This is a genomic window from Sinorhizobium saheli (assembly GCF_001651875.1).
Taxonomy (GTDB): Bacteria; Pseudomonadota; Alphaproteobacteria; order Rhizobiales; family Rhizobiaceae; genus Sinorhizobium; species Sinorhizobium saheli.
The window spans coordinates 1-21,805 of the sequence record NZ_LNQB01000077.1; the positions used below are offsets into that span (position 1 = coordinate 1).

Here is a 21,805-nt window from a genome sequence, read left to right on the forward strand (position 1 = left end):
ATCCTGCCGAAATCCGTCAAAAAATCGCACCCACCGCGATGGCTTGCGGTAACGCAACACGATTTTCAGCAGCCTGCTAGCCTTCCTAGACCAAGGCTAAAGCTAACTGCCACCCGTTCAGGAGCTCTGCCGTGTAACCTGCAACGACCAAAATCCAATGAATACAGGTAGTAGACGGCGAATCGTCTTTGCCCTATCGGTTGGACATGAAGTCGAGCCTCGAACACCTGCCCGAGAAAAAGCAGCGCGAGCTTGCCCGCGTCGTTGAGATCATCCATGAGGAATTTGCTGACGCGCTCAAGGGCGGCACGGCCGACTTCAAGAAACGTGGCCGCATCCTGAAAATCATCCTGTTCGGCTCCTATGCCCGTGGAACCTGGGTTGACGAACCGCACACGATGAAGGGCTATCGTNTGCGGAAGTTGGCTGAGCCGGCGTACTGGGACAAGGTAACGGACCGGCTGATGTGGGACAAGGATGTCTCGACACCGGTCGGATTGATTGTCCACGGGCGCCGGGAGGTGAATACCTTCCTAATCGGCGGGCACTATTTTTTCGTCGACATTCTGCGCGAAGGTATCGTCCTCTACGAGCTTGACGATCAACCACTTGCGCAGCCAAAACGGCTTTCTCCCGCCGATGCGCTCAGGGTGGCAAAGGAGCATTTCGCGAGGCGCTTTCCGGAAGCCCAGTTGATGCTGCGCACAGCGATTTGGCAAGCTGGACAGATTAGTGATGCGTCTGAGTGGGCCCGCCTCGCTACATTTAGCCTGCATCAGGCTAACGAGCATGCGTACTCGGCGACCCTCTTAACGCTCGCCAACTACAGCCCGCCTTCGCATAATCTTAAATTCCTGCGGGGCCTTGCCGAGGATCACGACCGTGGGCTCGTCGAGGCGTGGCCCCGCGACCAGCATCGCTATACTGCTTGGTACAACATTCTCAACGAGGCCTACGTAAAGGCCCGCTACTCGAAGCACTTCGAGATCACCGAGAAAGCGCTCGCCTGGCTCCTCGACCGGACGGAGCACCTCCACCGCCTCGTCGAAGCGATTTGCCGGGAGCGGCTGGCAGAATTGGAACGTGCGACCAGCAGCGGCACAAAACGGTCCTCTGCAAACGAAGGTGCTTAACGATTACGATCGCCGCCGGCTGCCAGACGCAAAAGCGGGCAGACGTGGCGCCCGGTCGCGCAGATCGAGCAGGCGCTCTCCGGTGCAAGCGTTCAGCAGCTTGTCCAGGACTGTGGACGTCACGGCCTTCTTGCTCTTTCGTTGACGCGGGCGAGCGCTCGCGCGGACCGCAAGCCATAGCGCCGCTTTGAGAGAAGCGGTCGTCGAAGGAGCACCGGATCGACCAAGAAGCCATGCGCCGCCGCACCGTGTCGGGAGTATGGGGGCTTTTCGCTCGAACCAGGCGGTGGTCTGGCATGCCGGCCTCTATGTCCGCCGCATGCCGTGGTCCGGTTCCTCGGCGCGCTTGGCCGGGTCAGATGATGGGCGACGAATTTGAGCAGCAGCGACTCCGGCGCCGGCCAGGGGAGGGGGTCCAGCCCGCACCAGGCCTCGAGATAGCCAGATCGGACGCGAGTGCCCTTAGCGTGTTTTCGCCCATGCCCTCGGCTGCGAGATGTTTCAGGGTTGCGACGTCGTCGTCAGACAGCGGCGCGGCGAGCTGGTCGCGGCGGTCGAAGGGCAGGATGGCATCGAGCGCGTCGAACTCTTCGGCGCGGCGGTGCATCGCCCCGGTAGCAGAAATGCCTGGACCATGATCGGTCATCATCGACCCCTCGCGTTGGTGGCGCCGGCGATCATCGCGGCAGGCCGGGCTCGTCATAAAGATCGTCGTGAGCGGAGTTGGTTCCGGCCAAGATTGTGCACCTGCATTCCGCCAAGTTTCCATGCCTATCTCGCGAGCGCGGGGGCGGCACGGGGCTCGGCGTTTCGTACATCCCCCGCCGATAGAATTGCGCATGTCTGGATCAGTGCTCATGCTCAAGTGGACCCAAGATCTTCAAGCCTTCCCCGCGTGCTGCGGCGGCCATCTTCCGGTCGGCTGTCGCCAGCGGCATGTCCTGCGCCTTCGCAAGCGCAACATAACTGGCGTCATACGCGGTCAGCATGTGACGAGCTGCAAGGTCGAGCACCAGGCCGTCGCTGCCTGATCCGCCATCTTCCAGTGACAACCCGCGCAGTTGCGTCATCAAAAGAAGCGCTTCGCCCGGCCGGAGTCGTCCCCGCCGCTCGGCGACCAGGAATAGATTGCGCGTCTCGAACCAGAACAAGGCCGGTACCACGCCAATGGTCGCGCGCAGATCAGCCATCAACCGGTCGGCGGCATCATGCTGTTCATCGGGAAGAAACCAGGCGGCAGCGATCGAGGCGTCGAGGATGAAGGCCATCAATACCGCCGGCCTTCGTCGCGCCATTCACGGATTTCCTCCTGTGTCGTGGATTGGCGGCCGGCACGCTGGGCTTTGATCTCAGCGATTAGCGCATCGATGTCATTTTCGCGGCGGATGCGCGACAGCCGGGCAACGGGTTTGTTGCCGCGGGAAATGATCACCTCTTCACCGGCTTCGACGCGGGCGAGCAGCTCAGACAGATGCGTCTTGGCCTCCGCGACCTTGACTGTGACGGTCATAATGGTTCTCCATGTATTTTAAGTCTCTCGTCGAGCGGCGGTGGATTTTGATGCGATGATAGCGCCGAAACGGCAAGTTGGTCAACCGAAGACCAACTCACTATCGATACTTGGTCCCTATCGATAGTGAGCGCCTGCGGAAATCGGCGTCCGGGTGGCGGAATGTTGTGATCATTTAGCTTCCGTTTGTAAAATTTCTTTCTTTAGTTCATATGGTTAATTATTTATGAGTTTTCGTGTCGGGTCGCCCCAGAGGCGGTACGTGGGGCAGAATTCGTGGCGCGGAGAGGGCGGACCATGAATCCTTTCGGCGGTGAAGCAGAAGCCACCATCGCCCGGCTTTGCCGGAGGATACATAAAACGAGGCTGCGCTCGCTAAGAGCCGCCGCTGTATCAAAGTTGTCGCGCGATCAGCCGATTGCGGGCAGGGAGATCTCGAAACTGGCGCCGGAGCCGCCAGTCTCCAAGAGCCTGATCGTGCCGCCGTGAGAGGCGAGCATGGCCTGGGTGATAGCCAGGCCCATGCCGGTCCCGCCGCTGTCCCGTCGGGTCGAAAAGAATGGCTGGAAGATGAGAGCGCGATTGCCTTCCGGAATTTCCCAAACCATCCCGCAGTTAACGTCTGAAAAGATCAATGACTGTCGATTTCGGCGAGCGTGACACTCGTCATATGCCCGGACAACTCTTGTCCGCTTTTAGCTTCTAACTCCCACTGTATCCGAGCATTCTTTCTCAACGTCCGCATTTCTTCCGCGTGCCGGGATCATCGCGAATTTGCTTTTTAGGCAAGGCAGCGCGCAATCAGCGACCTAATGCTCGGAAGCTAAGAGAAGTTGGTCTCAAGTTGCTTAGGACACCGGATCAGGATAGCCGTCGCTTTCGATTTCAGCCCTCTGTGATCTGCTCTCCCTCTTCTTTTTTTGCATTTTGGGTTCCGATTTGGGCAACCGGCCGTCATCGATGAGCTTGTTGATGGTCTTGGCAACCAGCGAATTCGACACGCCGATATCTTTGGCGATCGTCTTGTGAACCGATTTCCCCCAACTCTCTTTAGGACCAATGGGAAATTTTCTGAAGACCTGCTCGGTGAGCTCGGGGTTCAGCGTCGTGGATTTCCAGATCGAGAGCTGTGCCAATTGTTCGTTCAGCCTATCTTCAAGCAGCGCGGCTGCCTTTGCAGCTCCGTCCGGCTCGCTGAACGGCTTTTTGCGAAGACGTGCTTTGACGAGAAGGAAGGAATTGATCGAGCCGTGCTTTCCAGCGGCTCGCACATGCAGCTTGCGCATATAGGACAAAAGACTCCGGATCCTGCCGCACGCGGCGAAAGCACGGTTCATAATCGGCGCCTGCCCATGAACGTTGGCTTCGCGAACCACGGCTTCGCAGACGGCGAATGTTTCCTCCAACTGGCGATAAAGTGTTGAAAGCCCCGCCGAATTACCGAACTCAACGATGCGAGCTTGCATGGCGTTGAAGATAAGGTAGTTGCTGATCGCTTCCATGAGCTGCTGCAAATCGCGTAGCGCCCTCAGGACTTTCTTCTGCTCGGCGGCCGCATCGAGGTCCGCGATAGAATTATTGAATCGCTGCAAGTCCAGGGAGAAGCCGGAGATGCGTCGCTGGCAGTCGCTCGTGTGCAAGAGAACAAGGATCGCGCTCTGCCGTTCAGATGCAAATTTTCCGATGAGAAGAGCCGTCAACGCGAGCCCCGAGACCACGTCGACGATTGCAACCACCCGGCCGAAGCCCTGAGGCACGTATTCGCCGTATCCCAACGATGTGAACGTAACGAAGGAAAAATAGAGAGCATCCAGAAAGCTCGGATCTATATCCTTCAGGCCGTGATTCATCCCAGCCAAGACAGAAAAATAGACTGAGGAGGTGAACAGCACGGCAAGCGTTGCCATGAGGAGGTCCTCATATGACCATAGCTCAAAAAAACGTCCCACCTTCGTCGTCATAAGGGCTTTAGGCTCGGGAGAAAAATCCCACTCTTGTTCCGCATTTGTCTCTTGATGCATTCGACCGCTCTGTCTCGTCTGTTTGCCTATCAAACACGGTTATGGCGCCAATATCATAATATTAGACCGTCGGTACGTGCGCAGATGGATCAGCCATTTGGCAGAAGTTGCGCAAGTTCCTGATGGTGGGGGAAGTCTTGGAGGGCAGTCTGAATTAGAGACTTCCGCGTTATGTCATGACCGCCGCCGCCTTGTCGGATTGTCCGCAACGCCGCAAACCAACTCGCGCGGCCCGTTCCGGACAACCGGAGACGAGAGATATCACCTCCTGCACGAGCCCAAATTTCTTGGTCCAGCGGGCCGGCAGGATAAAGATCGGCAAGGATTTCCTCGAACTGCCGCCAGGTTTCATTACGCGTTGCTATCAGGGAAGACTCGATGCTCTTTGCACCACCTCGATCAAGTGCAAAGGGAAAATTGTCCTCCAGATCGCTAGCTTTGAATATTGGATGCTGACGACCCGGCGCGGCAGCGCGAACCTTCTCGGCGACATGATTGAAAACCTCGAAAATCCGGATGAATCCGTCTCCATTGGTGCGTGCGCCACCGCGCAGTGCGCCGAGCAGATGCTCGGTGAAAAGGCTGTTGGCGGCCCCGTTGAAAATCAGCGAAGTCTCCGATCCTCGAGACGAGGCGATCAAAACGCGACCGCTTCCCTGCGCCAGACGGTCCAGCGACTTCTCACTGAAACCCAGATCAGGTAGACCGTCGCGACCTTTGAATGTGCCGGCCGCCCCCGCATGGCAGGCATCGATGAAAACGACCAAGCGTTTGGCCTTGATCCGCGCAAGCGCCGCGGAGAATTCAGCTTCGTGTAGGACGGTGGTGGAGAGATTTGCCGGCTCGCAATCCATAGGCACCAACGCGCTTTCCGGGTTCGCGGAATCGCCCATGCGCACGCCGTGCCCCGAGAAGAAGATCACCGCTGTATCCGTTGCCTTGGTGCGATCAGCCAGCGTGGCCAGTTCTTGCCGGATCCTGTCGAGTGTCGCGTCGTCATCCTGTAGCAGGATCACGTTACTCGAATCATAGCCGCAATGCATCGAAGACGTGAGCACGGCCTTCATGTCTCGTGCGTCATTGATCACCGCCGAAGGCAGGGCACGCACTCGTGGATAGGCTGCGACAGCAATCAGCAGCGCGTGTCCCTCTATGAATCCAGCCTGGTTGGTGGTGTCGTCAGCATTCTGTTGGTTCATGGTCATCTGCATTCACGTTATCGATAGCTGCTTAGGTCGGAATCGCTCGCAAGATAGCGAACTTGATCATTCAGCGGAAAATCACGCCTCATTTCGCCTAGCAACCGACTAGGTCGAGGCCCTTTTCCACGGCGGATTTGGGCGATCGCGTCGTGCCATCGGGACCGTCCGTTGCCAAACGTTTGCAAGTCCCATTTTTTCCCGCCGGCCCGATCCCATAGTTCATTGTCGTCCGGCCCGGTCGGGTAAAGGTCGACTGCAAGTTCCTCGAAGACCGTCCACTTTTCGTCGGATGTCACCGCCGACAGGTTGAGCGACCAGCGCGTGAAGATGCCGATCATTTCATGGCAAATGCGCAGCGCCGGTTTAATATCCGTTCGTCCAGCGCGCGCGAAATCAAGCAACCTGTCCAAAACGTGCCGCCAGCGGCGATTTAGAACGAGTCTACCGAGGCTTTCCGCATCCGCGGGGGTCCACTGATGGCGAGATACAGTTGGCTCTTGTAACCAGCGAAGAAAGCGATGCTCGTCGAAGAGCGGCAAAGCAGCGACAATCGAAAACACAGTCCGCGCCCCTGTCGTCACGATGGTCCGCAGAGCGCGGTCAAGGCGATCGCCGGAGACGATCGCAGCTTCGAGCACAGGATCTGGCGTATAAGGAATTTCCCCCGAGCAAGCCCGTTCGATCCAGCCGGTCGCCGTGGCAGTCAGGAGGTTATCTCGGGAGGCAGCGACGAGGTGCTGCCACACTTCAGACCGGCGTGGATAGTCACTAAGGTCTGCGATCGGGGCCGTGGAGAGAGCCGTTATGAGCTTCATACTGACCGGTTTGCCGTCGAGCATGCTTTGCAAGGTGGCAATCAATGCTCCGTGGGGATCGCTCGGCCCTCGCCAGGCATCGGCGTTGAGGCCAATTGCGAGCGCCCAAATTTCTTGCCCCGGCGGAGACGTGACGTCAGTTCCATTCAATAGCTTGGGCTGCCGCGCCACTTCCTCTGCCGCGATAGTCAACACACGCGCGTCAGCATTGTCGAGGGCGATAGCGACGACTTGCTCCGGTGCGGCACGACGCAGGGCTGCCCTGAGACCATCGAGGTTGGCAGGCACTTGATCAATCGCCAGTTGTTCTCGGACAGCATCGCGCGGTTCAAGGCTGGAACCCGCTGCCGCCCCAAAGAGGCGAAGCCAGTTCTTCAGTTTCGAGATGGCCATGACCGCTAGCCCGGCGCGATCCGAAACTTCTGCTGGGAGTGCATTTATGAGCCTGCTTTCCAAGCTTTTGTCCTGCGGCAGGCGTTCGGCAAGCTTCGAGAGCAGAGTGGGTCGCGCATGCGCCCAACGCCAGAAGGCCGCGGGGAATGCCGACGCGTTCGAACGAGATGCTGAGACAATGCCGCCTAGCACGGCGTCGCGCCATGGCTTTATGGCTGTCAAATCCGAAAGGGCATCGTCAATTGCGGATAGCATGCTGGAATCGTCTGCGGATGAAAATGTATTGTTTCTTACCCAAAACTCCAAGGTTGCCCAGAGTTTGGTGGTCGTCGAAAGTCCGGAGGCGCTCAAATTTCTGAGCAGCAAAATGTCATCGGCCTTGGCATGCTCCAGGCGAGAGTCCAGTCTATCGACTAGCTTCGACTTTCCTGCAAATCCACTATTAGGATCAGGCGATAGCCGGTCCACTAGGCGGACGGCTGATACGCAATCACTAAAGCTTGCATGCCGCGCGAAGCTTATCTCGTAGGCTCGTTCGAGCGGCGGCAATTCATTGAGATGCCCCAGTTCAGCGCCAATGTCGCGCGCGAAAGCGAGGATCGATTCTGCATGGGCGTCTCCGCTAAGAATTGCGGCTGCGCCAGATGGGGGAACTGAAACCGAGGACTCGACTATCCGATAACCCGTCCAGCGGGATGAGAGGGCCGCTGGTGTGCAGACCAGCGACGGCTTAGGCGTCTCGACGACGTCGTGAGGGCTGAAACTTAGCCGAAACGCAAAGCGGACACGCAGTTCTGGCCAGAGACGGTACCAAAGCGCAGCCACCAGATCTTCAAAGCCGGCCGTGCCGAGCCGAACCACTGGACCGGTGCCGCGAGCGGTCAGAGCCACCGACGCTGCAACCAGATCGATGGCGCCACCTGGCGGATCATTCGAAGGGGATATGTCTTGCGTGCTGAGCACATCCGGTTGCTGAGGGGCCGTTATCAGAAGGGAAAACAGAGTTCGAAGGTCCGCGGTCAGCGCGAGCTCCGCAAGCGGGACAATCAAGGCATGTGAAAGGACCATACCGGCTCGGCTTGCCGTGGGATCCGCAAAAGTCCGAGCAAGGATGTAGTGATCTGCGTAGGGAAAACCGCTGACGTAAGGCGACCAATCGACGCCGGGCGGAGCCGTATCCGGCAGATCCAGGCGTGAGGCCAACTCGGCTGGCAGGCTACCGGGATTACTGGCACCGCGCAGGGAATGGCCGCCGCGAACTTCGCCATAGATCGCTTGCTCGACTTTCACTATGTCACCCTATCAGAGCGTGTCGGCAAGGAGGTGCCGAATTGGCAGCGTAAGGTCGACAGAGTGCCGCCCATCAGGAAGAACGACGTAGCCGAACTGCTCGGGTCCGCGGGCCACATATTCGGCATCAGGATCACGTGGGCTGAGCGCTCGCTCGAGCGCCGACAAGCCCATTATGCTTGTTTCTGCCCAGGTGCTTTGCAAAAAGCTCGAGAACAAAGGAAGCCGCTGTTCCAATACGGTGCCGGGCTGCTCATCAGTGCCCAACTCGTCCCAGCAGGTCAGTAATACGCATAGCCGAGGACTTGCCAGCCGCTTCGTGCTGATGGCGCCACGGATATAAAGCAGCATCTGCAGCAATTCGACCAGACGTGCCTGATCGGATACTTGAACCTCACGGTTATCAGAACCGGTTCCCTTGAGGTTGCTCAAGGGCCGGGAGAAAATATCGTCATTAGCTCGGGTATGCTGCAAACGAACCAGCAGAAGCCAACCGGGTGTGGCAATAACCCGCTTGTGCCAAGGCGAAGGGATACGGCGCGTCGATGACATGGACTTGATCTGTTCGCCACCATAGTCTGGCCAAATTAGCTCGGCTTTTCGTCCTTCGGAATCGGCCACCGGCCAAATGCTATCGACATACGTAGTTGTTGGCGTATGTCCAGCGGCCATGCCCTCATTGAGGTGCTCCATCGCAGCCTCAAAGGGCTCAAGGTTTGTCGCAGCGCCATCCATATGGAGCTCTCCGTCGCCCTTAATCAGCCGCTTCAGGAGTTGAGCGCCATAATGCGTTTTGCCAACGCCCGATTCTCCAATAAGTAGGATTGAGTTGTCGCCGACCGGCATCGTCACCTCGCACCTAAAACGAAGACCGGGTCCGAGCTTGTTGCGCTGTTGGGTGGCAGCGACACGCGCTTTCGTCGAGCATCAAGTGTCCAGCCGAGCAGCTCCAGGAAACCCTGACCCTTATCCGAGCCACCATCAATGCCGGGCGCGATACTGACGGAAAATTCCATAGCGTCAGGCATTGCCTTAATGACAGCGTCATGCACTGCCTTTTCCATCTCAGGCGAGATCGCTACGTCGGATTTTGTCCACACCAGCGCTACCGGGCGACCCGCCCGCTCGGCTGCCAAACGGTGTGCGAGGAGCTGAAGCGAGCCGCGGGCGGAGCCGCGATTTTGTCCTGAGAGAGCCTCTCGGTCGGCTATCAGCAAGAACACGTCGGCATGCTCTGCAACCCAGCGCGCACCTTCGCTGTCCACGCCGTCGCGGTTAAGGGCCCATTTTTGATACCATTCGCCGGGTGCGTCGGCGAACAAGTAGTCCCGAGACTCGCCATTGGCATCTCTGAATGCAAGATGAAGAAGCCCGGGGGCCCGCCCTCCGCGGCTGGACGTATGTGGAGGAAAAGCAGGCTGGTGGCCGGGCGTCCAGCGAAGTGCGCCAGCCACGGCTTCCCAGCCGGCAAGGGAATAGGAGCCCGCAAAGCGCCGTCCCGAACCCTCCAGTCCACGGCCTACCAGGAGGTACCAAGCGGCAAGCAACGTGGTTTTTCCGGCGTTCTGTGGCCCGGCGATTCCGACGATAAGGGGTTTGGTTCGTCCAGCAATAAATCCAACGTCGACGAGACCGAGCGCGCTGCCCGACCAGGGCAGCAAAAGCTCATCGCTCGCCGCACTACCTTGTTCTGCCTCGGCCTGATTTTGTGCTTTCCACGCCGGGCATTTCGAGAGGTCCAGATGACCCAAATCGCACGTGCTGTCGGGTGCGAAGCAAGAAGAACGCGAGCATTCGGTCATCAGGGTTTGCGTCCACGTTTCTTTGTTTCAGCCAACTCTTTGGCTGCTCTGGCGGCCTGAAGTTCTCTGAAGAGCCACGTCGCCCATTCAGGCATAGTGAGTTGGGCGGTGGCTGGAACGCCAACCTTCTCGCGAAATTTCGTATCCTGTGGCAGCGATTGCCGAGAATCATATCCAAGCAGGCCCAGTACTGGTCCACGACCGCCGGATTCCGCGACGAGGCGCTTTGCGGCGTCACGAAGTGTGGCCAATTCCGGCGAGGCGATCGCCTCGTCTATGAGATCCCGTATAGAATGTCCCTGTTTTGGATCGAGGGCCGGCAGCACGAGCACTGCTTCGTGTAAAAAGGCGGCGACGCTTGCCGGTGAAAATGTTGGCACTTGTTGATGGAGGTCAAACGCCATCAACGCAGCCGCTGTGGCTGCGGGCAATCCACGATAGCTTGCTCGTGCACTCGGGGAGAACAGGCTTTCCTTCCACCATATAAGGTTCGTGCGCCTCTGCAGGCCGGCTGTCGCGCCGCTCACTGTTTTCAGCGTTACTTCCACATAGGCGGACATCGCCTGGGTCAGGCTGTTCAAGGGCGCAGACAAATCGACTGGGGCGATGCCATTTCCCTTTGCTACTGCTGTGAGGGCCTCGGCGAGAAGATCGGTGAGTTTGGGCGCGAATTGCTGCGCCCAGTGCTGACCTTGGTTGGGCCAATACTGGTTTCCGTTAGTAGCTTGTCCTGCGGCGTTGTTCGGGCCTACCGCTGCGTCGATCCTGCTTGCAAGATTGGCTTTATTGATCGTGGTCGGCGTCGAAGTAATCGTTATCGGTTCGAGCGTCGGCAACGTCAACGCCGGAATCGTGATCGATTCTGGTGTCGCCCACTCAGCCTCTGCGCGAGCATCGATTCGATGCTCCACATCTGTAATCACATCCGACCATATACCGCGTTCGTGCCCGGCTTCCATAAAAGGAAGTGCGTTGCGCGCAGATGCCACGAACGAAACCCCAACGCTATCTTCCTCGGCAGCTGCCTGCGCCAGGGCTTCGAGCAAAACTGCGCGGATCACTGTAATCGGCGTTCCCGAAAAGGTATTCACATAAGTGGCCCATCGACTTTGAAGAGCCTCCAAGGCCTCCGCGACGATGGGATCTTCGGTTGGGGCTTCCGGGTCGAAGGCGATGAGGGCGAACGCTGCTGCTTTGGAGGGTGATTTCTTCAACGAAGTGGCGAGGTCGCTAGCTGTCTCTTTCAACCTTTCGAGCTTGGCGTCGTCACCACCGACGTTAACAAGGCCCGCCCGAAGAAAGCGTATAAGTATATCGGCAGCCACACAGTCCTCCGTACAACTTCTCCGCCGCTCCCATAATTGAACTGCGCGGTTAGCGGGGCAGACAAGCACAAATCACGAACATCTGCAACCTAGGAATGATTGCTTATCAACTGCTCAAGGTAAGGAGTCGGCTTTGACGATTGATATCGGCAAGCGAAGTCCCGGTAGGGCCGGTTGTTGGGAAGCTTGATAACTCGGCAAGCTCCGGCAATATGCACACCCGGTAGGACGGAATAAGTTTGAGAGAGTTGGTCTTTTGGAACGCTGCAAATCCCTCGGCGTCGTTATCATATACGGCGACCACATTTAGCGGCACCCGCATCGCCACAAGCCCCTGTATGAACATGTGCAGTTGACCCGTCCCCGAAAACGGATAGCCCTCTTCCATATCTATGTAGCGGAAGAAGTCGCGAATCTGGGGACGCAGGAGCTCTATGGCGCGTCGAAGGATTACTGCATCCGATCCACCTTCGGTGACGATCAGGAAGCAATCCCGGTCGCGGCGGTTGATGGCAAACTCTTCTTCCCGCGCCCATCCACTAGAGACGAGCGGTCCGTAATCCCATGTGACAGGACAATCGAGATTGTCGGGATTCTCTGCTAGCAGACGAATAATCGTGTATGGGTCAAAGCCGCCAAGCACATATTCTGCGCTAGTGCTCTCGGAAAAGATGGTGTCGAGATCGAAGGAACGGCCGCCGTATTCCTCGACGCCATACCATGGCAAGCTCTGCATGAGTTTAGACGCGAGAATTCGCTTCGGCTCTTGATCCTCCTCGTCGATCTCCTTCGAGAGATCCTTTGCGCGCAACGACCTGACAATAGTCAGTATTTCGTCGAATGTCAGATAGCCAGTCGATGGCGCAGGCTCGCCCACTGCCTCGGCATAATCACGTCTCTCGCGCGTGTTGATGGTGACCGCGGTCTCGTATTCCCGTCGAGCCCGGTCCAGCGTGTGCCCGAGCAACTCAATCCTCGGCAAAACCGCGGCGACCGTCGATCGAAAGCCCTTCTGGCAAGCATCGTCGCCGCTCCAATCATGCCGAATATCGACGCGATCGGTTTCGTGAAACAGGCAGCTGTGATCGGGACCGGGATGGTTGTTTGACCACGTAATCTCGATCGTTCCCACATCCAAACTGATGTATGTACCCATCCGGCGCTACTTGTTAGTGAGCGTTTTATCGACCGCGCTGGCGAATCCGCGCCGCAGTCCGAATGTCCTGGGCCTGCGCTCTGCTCGACTGCAGCCATTGACGCATTTCCTGAAAGACAGGCTTATTGCCGTCCGGGTCCTCCAACGTAAGCAGGACGGCGAATGGAACGCCTTCCGCGGGAAACTGCGCCTCCGCGCGGACGAGGCTGGTGACTTCCAGCCGCCATTGCGGCGAAGATCCGTTGTTGTTGAATGTGCTCTCATATTGCTTGACCGGCCACCATTTAAGACCATGGTCGATGAGGGCCCGTTCAGGCACCGCGAGGTTCGTCGACTTCGGCAGATAGCGCGCGGCAATCTGATTGTTGAAGCGAGGGCTACCATCGGGAGCCGGCTCGGCCTGGCGCTGCTTGAGAGAGGCTTCAAGGTTGACGCGAACGAATTCAGCACCAAAGGCCGGGTCGAGAGGCGGCGCGTAGACGAGCGTGATCTTGGCGCGGCCGGAACACGCGCCACCGCTGACCAAGCTTTGCGGCCAAACGAAGGGAAAGCGCAAGATCACCGGTTTCTTCTCGCCAATACTCAGTCGGCTTTGAAACAACAGCGTAATTTGGTGATCATCCGTTTCCAGCATCATGCTGACTGGCTGCGGTTTGCCGAAACCTGCGAATTGTCTACCGATATCGCGCAGGCCGCGCTTTGTCAGCGGCTCCGGCATTGTCGTATGATGCAGCAACATCGCCCGCAAAGCTTCGACGGTAAGCGCGCCTTCCGTTGTCAGGTCAAGCCCTGCGATCGTCCGGGCGACAAGCGGTGCTGCATAGCTTGTGCCGACGACGCCTTCCTTGTCGCCGGTCGTCGAAACCGAAGACAGGCCGGTGGACTTACCGACCCCGCCGCCGCCAGTTCCACCATAATATGCGACATCCGGCTTGACGCCGACCTGGAGGCCGGGACCACGCGTGGTATAAACCGTTGGCGCATCGGCGACTTGATCGGTATTCGGTGGGTTCAAGGCTCCGACCGAGATGGACCGAACGCTTTCTGCCGGTTTGAATATGGTATCTGGCGAGGTCCGCGAAGCAAAGTAATTGATGACGTCGACTGGTCGCTTTTGCCAAGGAGAACGTGACTGCGCCGGTACAAGATTTCCGGCAGAGTTGACAAATATCACGCCATGAGTGTCGGCGATTTGGTCCAGCCTGGAGGCATAGATGCTATAGCGATGTCGTTCGACGGCGGCGATCGCGTTGATCGACAGATTGAAAACCCTGACATTTTGGGTGTTCTTTGCTTCCGAGACGGCCTGCTCGATCTCCTCGAGAAAATCCGAAAAGCCACGGGGATAGTGGGCCATGAATGACCCCCGGAGCGGATAGAGCGGGATATCATAGAGATGGCAGCCGTTTGCTTCGGGAGCCACGTCGGGATCGTTCAGCGCCTGGCCAACCGTCAGAAGCCCCGCAACGCCCGTACCGTGTACCGCATCATATTCATCGGCCGAGAGATAGTCGAAGCGCCCGGAAACCCAAGGATCGAGAATTGCCCCTATGCCAGAATCGATCACGCCCACCACCGGATATGTCGATTGCCCCTGCGGTGTCGGGATCGAAACGGCCTCACGGTCGGCATCTGGAACGGCACGCGATCCATCGTCTGTCAATTCGAGTAGGACTGGCGGCAAGATCGCGCGAACCAGGGGATGATTTTGAAGCGCGCTCAAAGCCGCTTCATGTCGTTGGGGATCGCGATCCATCGATGCTGGACCGAGGGCAGTTCCCAAATCCCGTCCAGCCACGCCCTCACGGTTATCGATCAATGCGACAGTAGGCAGCGTTGTCAGTTGTACTTCCAAAACTGGCGTGCGGCCAACATCGAATTCAATGAAGCTGCGCGCGCCCATTCCCAGTGACAACAGAAGGCGCTCAAGTGATCGCCGAAGCGCGAGCCGTCCAAGAGGATCATCAGAGATCACCCTTTCGGACGGCGTCTCGAAGAGCTCCACCTGATATCCAGAAACCGCCCGAGGATCCTCAAGCGCGGCAAGGGCTGCTGATGTCGAAAAGGCACGCTTTTGTTCAGGAGGAGCGATCTCGATGCTTTCGATCGCGCCCACTTCCGCTCGCGCAATGGTCGGCGCCTTATAGGGTTCACCGTCAGACCGGCGATGTTTTACCTCGACCGCGGCTTCCGCGATTTGAATCCGCTGCCGTAGGCTCTTCAAATAAATCAGCGGAGCACGGAAGAAGAGCGTGCCAACGGCGTCGGCGCCTACGCACGGAAACTGATCCGGTTTGAAAAGATGCCACACCGGCCGATAGGACTTCGCCAGCGCTTCGTTTCGCATCTGAACCTTCAGATAGGCCGCAGGGCCGTAAGGACTCTTGCTAATCTCGTCGATGATCTTGTCGATCGATGCCAACAAAGATGATTGGTGCGCCACGAACGCCCTGTCTGCCCCATCAAAAAAGTCCTTGTTCCGCGGCGGTTGCCCGGGGTCAGGCGCCTGATGGAAGTCGCTGTCATTCAAAATGATCTGGACCGGATTATTGGGCATGCATAGCCTCCATCAATGGCAGATGGCGCCTGGCTTTCTTGAGATCACTAACCCGCGACTGCCCGTAGCCTGTCGCCTCACCGATCTCGGTCTGCTTGAGCGACAAATCGCCGTCGTTTGCCATCAGGCTGACAAATGCCTCCTGATCGGTGGCAAGGATACGGGCTGGAGTGTGATCATGATATGGCGTGCGGGCAAGCACTGAACTCAAGGCATGGAATAGCCCCGGACCGTCATGCGATTCACCGCTCAGTGCAAGTGTTCGCTTCACCGCCGTGCAGATCCTTTCAATGTCCGCTCCTGTGCGCCTTGCCAAACAATACGAAAAAACCCTGATCGTCGATTCTGGCGCGGCTATCGGTTTGAGAAAACGAGCGATCAGGACATCGCGCGCGCGCTCATCCGGTTCAACCAGCTGCAGGTGCGTTTCGAACCGGCGCCACACCGCCGGATCGAGGAGCCGATCATGGTTCGTGATCGCGATGGTAATGCCGAAGTTTCGTCGCAGATCTAGGTTTTGGAGCAACGTATTGACGACGCGTTTGATTTCCCCGATTTCCTGAGGATCGTCGCGCAACTTGGCCAGAGCATCGAATTCGTCGAGAAGAAGGACGCAGGCGTAGCGGTTTGCGAACTCGAACAAGTTTGCGATGTTGCGTGCTGTCGTTCCGAGAAACGAGGAAATAAGACCGTCGATGCGCGCCGTGACCAACGGCAGACCGAGGCGGGCGGCGAGATAGTGTGCCGTGACAGTCTTACCGGAGCCGGGCGGGCCATAAATCAGCAACGAGCGGGTTGGCTCTACGTCGACCTCCCGTAGAGCCGCTTCGTTCATCCACTCCTGCAATAGCCCCTCGACGGTTTCCGCGACGCTCGCCATATAGACAGGAGACTGGCCGATCCCGTCCGGAAAATTGATCGTGCAAAGCTTCGCTCCGGTTTCCCGATCGATAGGCGCATTGATGCCGGGCTCAAGGACCTCGCCGACGATCAACGTCCGTGACGTCTCTACGCGACTAGGGGCCATCTCCTGGGTATCGCGGGCGGCAGCACGAAGCCGCTCCAAAGTCGCGGCGTCTTTGGTGTCTCCCGCCTTCTCCAGTCGCTCTCGAAGCCGCACGACCTGCTTTTCGAATGCCTCGCGGTCGCCGGCGAAGCCGGCCCGGACGATGCTTTGGATAACGGCAAAATGATCCATATCGGAGATTTCCAGGCAAAATATCGAACTAGACCGATAAATATACCATGAACTCAGATTCGACAACCGGAAATCGTCTGCAATATCGCGTGATCGCACCTGTGTATTACGATTCTGCCATTCTGAATCTGCGTTCTGCGGGATCAGATCGCCATATCTGGCAAATGAATCTGGCGCACTGCTCAAGCCGCCGCAACCCGAAAAGGCAGGGAACCCGTGCCGTTACATCAAGCACATGAAGAGTTGGCGTCCTGAGACCTTCTCGCCGTGAGGGATCGCTTAGCGCGATTGTATGATCCTGGGAGCGCCGGCAATCGCAGCAAGATTGCATTCCAGCTCGGTGTTCGGCTTTGGAAGCCATACGCCAACAGTAAAGCCGCCATACGCCTGGATGCGCAGCCGCGCACGGTTACCTCGGAATGACACCTTCAGTGCCGATGGTGAAAAAGTCGGGTGAAGGACAAACCAAGCGAAGTCGCCCACTCCGATTTTTACCGATCGCTCGGCCTCAACCGTAAGATTTATCGTCACCCAATCCTTGCTCTTGGTCGGTTCGAATGTCGCAGAAAGGTTGAAACCGTTGCATCTCGCCTGTCCGCCGAACCTGCCTTTGTTCGGATCGACGTCCGGCCCGGGCGGCCTACCGAACGCCGGCATCTGCGACAAGCTATCACTCGGCGCGTCCGCCGAATGCAACTCGAGTGCCGAAACGGCAATCCCACCGCTGCCGGCCGAGGAATTCACGCCCCCGCTGATGATTGCAATCTGTCCAGCACTGACTTGTCCCTCAAAAATGACAGTCGTATCTCTCGCGCGCAATTTACCAGATGGATTGCGTTTCGGCACAAGGACCTTGCGCTCCTTGAGGGCATCAAGGTCGCGGGCCAGCCAAGTGAAGGTCGGGCCGGATCCTCGTTGGAGTGGAAGTTCCCGATGCCATCGACTGTAAAGCTTGTCACGCCGATCCGCCACGGTGTCGCCTATACGTTTCCTGTTGGCCTTAATATAGCTTGCGATTCCGGCTGCCATCTCGCCGAAAAGCTGGTTCGAGTAACGGTAATAAGGAGATCCGGCCACTTGTGCCGCGGCGAGATACGTTACCGCGTTTTCGATCGCTAGATCCTGGGCACCCCTCGACGGCGCCGATCCGGCGAGCGCTAGACTGGCGCGAATGACATGTGCATCGAATGCCCAACCAATCTGGTCCGCCAGTTCGTTGCCCCACTCCTCATCAAACGGTCCGACGATTCCTGGAAACCGGATCGCAAGAAGCCCCACCAGAATTGCGCCCCACGGATCGGACTGTAGACCAAGCATCGCCTCCCGGCTGTTCTTGGCGAGCAAGTCGTCGCGAACAGCGATCACCTCTTCGGATGTCCCTGCATCCAGCGCTCGCACAAGAGCTCGAAGTTTCGGGTCGACCGGAAAGATCGACAATTCGAGATCCGATGGCGAGAACGCGGGGGCCGCTATCGTGATCCTCGTACCACCTCGGTAGAGCGGCAAAAGGCAACGTTCGATCCGAACCTGCTCGATTGCCGCTGACAGCCTGACGCGGCGATCGGTCCAGTAGTCGCGCTGGATATCCGTCGGTATCTCAATTTCAAGTCGTCCCGGAAAGAGTTCCATTCTCGTTTGACCTCGGAACAAGTCGAAGGTCTCACGGCCAGCCCGTTCTTCCGAAAGACCGATCGTGATGCGTCTCTTATCCGCAGAAACTGTCACCTGTGAGCGCTGGCGCTCGAGTATCTGTTCAGGCGCAACCCCCGAAAGCTGCGCGCTTTGATCAGGAGGAAAGTCAATGCTCTTGAGGCTCTCGTCACTAATCGAAACGGGTATTTCAGCCATCGTCTGGAGACTGTCGGTGTCGAAGAAGCTAGTGTTGCTTCCCGTCGATGAAAGCGCAGAGAACGTTGGCAGGATCACGGTGTTCGCTTGGCCTTCATAGACCTTGAAAACCACGGACTGCGGGGACACGCCCGCGGGACGGATTTCCGCCGAATAAAGTCCAGGCTTCAGGTTGTCCGCCTGCATTACGCGATTGTCCGGGGTTGCCACCCAATCCGCGATCGTCTGCCCGTCGCCAACAATTCTGACCCTTCCAACGGACAGGTCGACGGGCGCTTCGAAATGCAAGCTCGTTTTCATGACACTGGCACCAATTGATCGAACAGGGGTTCTTTAGGCTGGAACAGCATGAGATAGTATTCGGCGCCACGGACCGCGATCGCATAGTGGGCGTTCCGGCTTGGTGGCACGGTTGTTGACCAGGCGTTTGCGTCGCCCGCAGTGCGGTTCTTAAGCCATGGTGGTTGCGGAACGTTTCGTTGGCTGATCACGAGATCGTAAAGGGGCATTTTATCTGCGGGATCCGTCATGACAACGAAAGGGAGCTCGAAGTCCGCCGGGTAGACGATCGGATGGGGGTCCGTCTGCGTGACGACCTGGTATGGTTCAAAGGGTTCATTATCACCCCAATGACTGAAATAGACACGCCGCAAAGACTTAAGATCTGCCAGGAGATCACGGCCGGCCACCCCCCATGCCGTCTTTGACCAGCGGGCCGATGAGCCGCTGAGCCCTTTCAGCAAAACCTGCGTGAACCGTCCGAAATTGATTGCGCTGCCAATCTGATCGGGACCTTCGTAGGCCTTCAATCCTTCGCCCGCAGCGCAAAGCAGTGACACCTGATTTCGGCTGATACCAAACACATTCGGCTCGTCGAAGAACAAGGTCTCTTGCGCTTTGGACAGCTCAAAGTCGGGAACAAATTGGCCGCAGGCGTCCGAAAACAGAAAGGCTGCTGAGACGTTATTGACCTTTCTCAGGGACTGAGCCAACGAGAAAAGATTGATATGCGACCACGCGTTGGATTTTTTCCTGTTCAGGTCTTCGATAAACAGGACTGGCTGCTGAAGATGGGAGGCACCATGGCCGCAGCAGTAGAAAAACGCAACCGTATCCGGCTCCGCGGTGACGCGGTCGAACCAGCTTTGCCCCTTTTCTTCAATGTTATTGGCGCTGGCGGCGTCAACCGGCCCTAATCCCCACGGATAGCGGTTGTTGGGAAGGGCAGGATCGGAGATCAGGACCTCAAGCGTCGCCAACGGAGCGGCGAGCCGGTCTTGGTGCGTCAGCAACCAGTCGCACATCAACTTGGCGCTGTCAGCAGCGCTCGGTAGATCAGGCACCTTCCGCAAGATATCCCGGACGCCCTTCCCGGTCTTGGCGTGGGGATAGCTTCCTACACCGATGATGAACGCATGGGTCTTCGGGCCTTGGATCGCGCGATCGAGAAAAAGAGTCATCGGTCGGGCCTCATAAAATTCCGAATTCCTTGAGCCGTTTGCGCGAACGCGCGTAAAACTGCGGTCTCTGGAAATACTTAGAGTGTGCTTCCATGATGCCGGTTACGGAATTGAAGGAGAAATCCTCGGCGCCCTCAAAGATTGTGTCGGTCCGGAACGCAAGCGGATCGATCGGATCGAAGATGTTGAGCCACCGATTGACGCAGCCGGGCTTCTTTCTCTGTGCTCCAGACCAAGCCAGAAGATCCAGCACTGCGAAAAACCCAGGCTGTGAGCCGACGGTCAGAAGTGCGTCCACCTTCAAGTCGTCGGGCAAGCCTGCTGCCCTTGGGTTCGCCAGCATGTCGACGAGGATCACGCCGCCCATGCTATGACCAATAAGGATGAGCGGACCTTTGCCGGCCTTGGAGGCGAGATGGGCTGCCGTGACGGCCTTGCCGATCTCCGCCCGTATTCTCTGTCGGACGTCTCCATCCTTCAGGTAAACGAATACATCGCCAAGGAAGAGACCAATCGCCGGGCTGAGATTGCCCCTGACCGCGCCAAATCCTAGAGTCGAAGCTGCGTTGCGGACCCGATCGGTGACTGCCAAGACGGCTTCGCCGATTACGTCGGTTATACCAAAGGCACCAGGGCCTGTCTTAAGCTGTTCAGCAATAGTCTCGGTACTGGCCTCGCCAGCGAAAACCGTTGCGGCCGCGTCAGAATCGATCACCTCAAATGCCCTTTTGAATGCCGCGAGCTCCTCGGGATTCAAGTCTCGTGCTTCACGAGCGGCGCGATCGGCAATTTCTGAGCAGATCGCATCGAGTGCGGCGACGGGATCCTGTTTGCCGATAGCTCCGATAGTCGCGTCTGAGATCCCTACCGGCGCGACGGGCACCTCTCCCACTAGGCCTCCCGCCATTCCAGGTCCCGGGCCGATATTCAGCGAGTAGGTGGTGACCCCCTCGTCGGTCTCGAACACGGTCTGGGGGATTGCCGGGACAAACTGCCCCCACATTGGCGCATGAATAGAAACATCGCTGCCGGTGAACAGCAACTTGCGAAAAAGTGTGTCGCGGTTGCCGATCGCTGCCCGATACTCTGGCGTGTCGCGCGTCGCGACGCCATGGACGAAGACCAATTGAACCATCTGCCCCTCCCTCACAGAACCCGGGCAATACTACAATAGGTTGGGAAGGCGATCCATTGTTCGCGCGCGCGGCTGTTAAAAAATCTGTGTTCCATGCACGGAGAAGCGGCTTGGCTTCTGCTCATCGTTTTGAAAGCTTGCGCACAACCTCGACCTAGGGACTTGCAACACCCACGTCGCTGGTCGACCGGGCTTTTACCGCGTCTTGCAGACCTTTAGGCGCGGAAGGAGTGCCGCTTGGTTTCTGATCGTCGGCGTCCAGCAAATCGATCCGGCGAAGAGAGCCAAGTCCGCTTATCTAGTTTTTTCCGCTAGCCTCAATCATTTTGATACGTTCAGAGAAAAGAAATCCAAGGCTGAACTAGGAGATTCCTTTGCGATCACGTGCAATACCGTGGGGTTTACGTCGCTGCTGGGTTCGAGCCGCCGACCCCAAGTGTCTGAGTCTCGCTCTTTCGGAAAGACGCACCGTCAAATAGAAGCTTTGGGACAAGTTCTCCCCACATAGGTGAAATTATGGTCGCCTTGTCACCGAATACCGCTGATTTGAACAGAGAATTTCTGTTCTCGGTCTCAATTTCATAGGCTGGGGTGGCTCGCGTCGCTCCACCGTGTACAAAGACAACGGTAGTCACATTCAACCTCCAGGGTTGATTTTTAAAACATCATGTCACACGTTAGTATTACTTATGACCGCATCCCCCTTCGGCCAGTCCTCCAACCTGTTACAGATCTTCCCCAAAACAGGATTATAGGCACCGATTCAGCTCGTTTTCAAGTTGCATAAATTAGAAATAAGTGCTTTAGAATTGTCTTCGTGGGCACGGAAATGGTGGCTGATACATAATTCCGACTTGTAATATATTTGAATTCTTTTGATTTTCTCTCCCTCTGTGGCCGGGGTGGGACGAATAATCACGCCCAAGTTGCCCAAACGAGGCATGCCGCTTCGTGAGCGGC

14 protein-coding genes and 4 pseudogenes are annotated in these 21,805 nt (G+C 57.5%); 2 read left to right on the forward strand and 16 right to left on the reverse strand.

The genetic code is table 11. The features are described 5' to 3' along the window. Positions 1-206: 206 nt before the first annotated feature. Positions 207-413: pseudogene (locus tag ATB98_RS30055) on the forward strand (nucleotidyltransferase domain-containing protein); the annotation flags it as partial. Position 414: 1 nt separating this feature from the next. Beyond that, positions 415-1,133 (forward strand): annotated as a pseudogene (locus ATB98_RS17985) (HEPN domain-containing protein); the annotation flags it as partial. Positions 1,134-1,139: 6 nt separating this feature from the next. On the opposite strand, the pseudogene ATB98_RS17990 reads toward ATB98_RS17985, so the two are convergent. The 16 genes and pseudogenes from ATB98_RS17990 to ATB98_RS18065 form a co-directional block, all read right to left on the reverse strand. Further along, positions 1,140-1,779 (reverse strand): annotated as a pseudogene (locus ATB98_RS17990) (integrase); the annotation flags it as partial. Between the two features lie 202 nt (positions 1,780-1,981). Next, positions 1,982-2,401, reverse strand: a complete 420-nt coding sequence (locus tag ATB98_RS17995; protein ID WP_066875882.1) for a type II toxin-antitoxin system VapC family toxin — start codon at positions 2,399-2,401, stop codon at positions 1,982-1,984. Next, the gene (locus ATB98_RS18000) at positions 2,401-2,643 is read right to left on the reverse strand and encodes a type II toxin-antitoxin system Phd/YefM family antitoxin (protein WP_066875884.1); all 243 of its coding nucleotides are present in this window, start codon (positions 2,641-2,643) and stop codon (positions 2,401-2,403) included. Before ATB98_RS18000 ends, ATB98_RS17995 begins: the two co-directional genes overlap by 1 nt. Before the next feature lie 410 nt (positions 2,644-3,053). Then, positions 3,054-3,239, reverse strand: a pseudogene (locus ATB98_RS18005) (ATP-binding protein); the annotation flags it as partial. A gap of 252 nt (positions 3,240-3,491) precedes the next feature. Then, the gene (locus tag ATB98_RS18010; RefSeq protein WP_202879853.1) at positions 3,492-4,550 is read right to left on the reverse strand and encodes a potassium channel family protein; all 1,059 of its coding nucleotides are present in this window, start codon (positions 4,548-4,550) and stop codon (positions 3,492-3,494) included. A 203-nt stretch (positions 4,551-4,753) separates the two neighbouring features. Further along, the gene (locus ATB98_RS18015; protein ID WP_234781937.1) at positions 4,754-5,875 is read right to left on the reverse strand and encodes a caspase family protein; all 1,122 of its coding nucleotides are present in this window, start codon (positions 5,873-5,875) and stop codon (positions 4,754-4,756) included. A gap of 5 nt (positions 5,876-5,880) precedes the next feature. Then, on the reverse strand, positions 5,881-8,364 hold the full coding sequence (locus ATB98_RS18020; protein ID WP_066875890.1) for a GAP1-N1 domain-containing protein: 2,484 nt from the start codon (positions 8,362-8,364) through the stop codon (positions 5,881-5,883). A gap of 12 nt (positions 8,365-8,376) precedes the next feature. Beyond that, the gene (locus ATB98_RS18025) at positions 8,377-9,210 is read right to left on the reverse strand and encodes a TRAFAC clade GTPase domain-containing protein (RefSeq protein WP_066875893.1); all 834 of its coding nucleotides are present in this window, start codon (positions 9,208-9,210) and stop codon (positions 8,377-8,379) included. A 2-nt stretch (positions 9,211-9,212) separates the two neighbouring features. Further along, positions 9,213-10,166: a TRAFAC clade GTPase domain-containing protein gene (locus tag ATB98_RS18030; protein ID WP_066875895.1), complete on the reverse strand. Its 954-nt coding sequence runs from the start codon at positions 10,164-10,166 to the stop codon at positions 9,213-9,215. Next, on the reverse strand, positions 10,166-11,491 hold the full coding sequence (locus ATB98_RS18035; protein ID WP_066875897.1) for a GTPase-associated system all-helical protein GASH: 1,326 nt from the start codon (positions 11,489-11,491) through the stop codon (positions 10,166-10,168). The genes ATB98_RS18030 and ATB98_RS18035 overlap by 1 nt, the downstream gene beginning before the upstream one ends. A gap of 106 nt (positions 11,492-11,597) precedes the next feature. Beyond that, the gene (locus ATB98_RS18040) at positions 11,598-12,647 is read right to left on the reverse strand and encodes a HEPN/Toprim-associated domain-containing protein (protein ID WP_066875898.1); all 1,050 of its coding nucleotides are present in this window, start codon (positions 12,645-12,647) and stop codon (positions 11,598-11,600) included. Between the two features lie 25 nt (positions 12,648-12,672). Then, complete coding sequence (locus tag ATB98_RS18045; RefSeq protein WP_066875900.1) at positions 12,673-15,204, reverse strand: S8 family peptidase; 2,532 nt, start codon at positions 15,202-15,204, stop codon at positions 12,673-12,675. After that, positions 15,194-16,402: an AAA family ATPase gene (locus tag ATB98_RS18050; protein WP_066875902.1), complete on the reverse strand. Its 1,209-nt coding sequence runs from the start codon at positions 16,400-16,402 to the stop codon at positions 15,194-15,196. Before ATB98_RS18050 ends, ATB98_RS18045 begins: the two co-directional genes overlap by 11 nt. A gap of 279 nt (positions 16,403-16,681) precedes the next feature. After that, a complete protein-coding gene (locus ATB98_RS18055; protein WP_153435812.1) occupies positions 16,682-18,550 on the reverse strand; it encodes a pYEATS domain-containing protein in 1,869 nt (622 codons plus the stop codon). Continuing rightward, complete coding sequence (locus ATB98_RS18060) at positions 18,547-19,710, reverse strand: PX domain-containing protein (RefSeq protein ID WP_066875906.1); 1,164 nt, start codon at positions 19,708-19,710, stop codon at positions 18,547-18,549. Before ATB98_RS18060 ends, ATB98_RS18055 begins: the two co-directional genes overlap by 4 nt. 10 nt (positions 19,711-19,720) lie before the next feature. Continuing rightward, a complete protein-coding gene (locus tag ATB98_RS18065; RefSeq protein WP_066875908.1) occupies positions 19,721-20,845 on the reverse strand; it encodes a lipase family protein in 1,125 nt (374 codons plus the stop codon). Positions 20,846-21,805 lie beyond the last annotated feature (960 nt).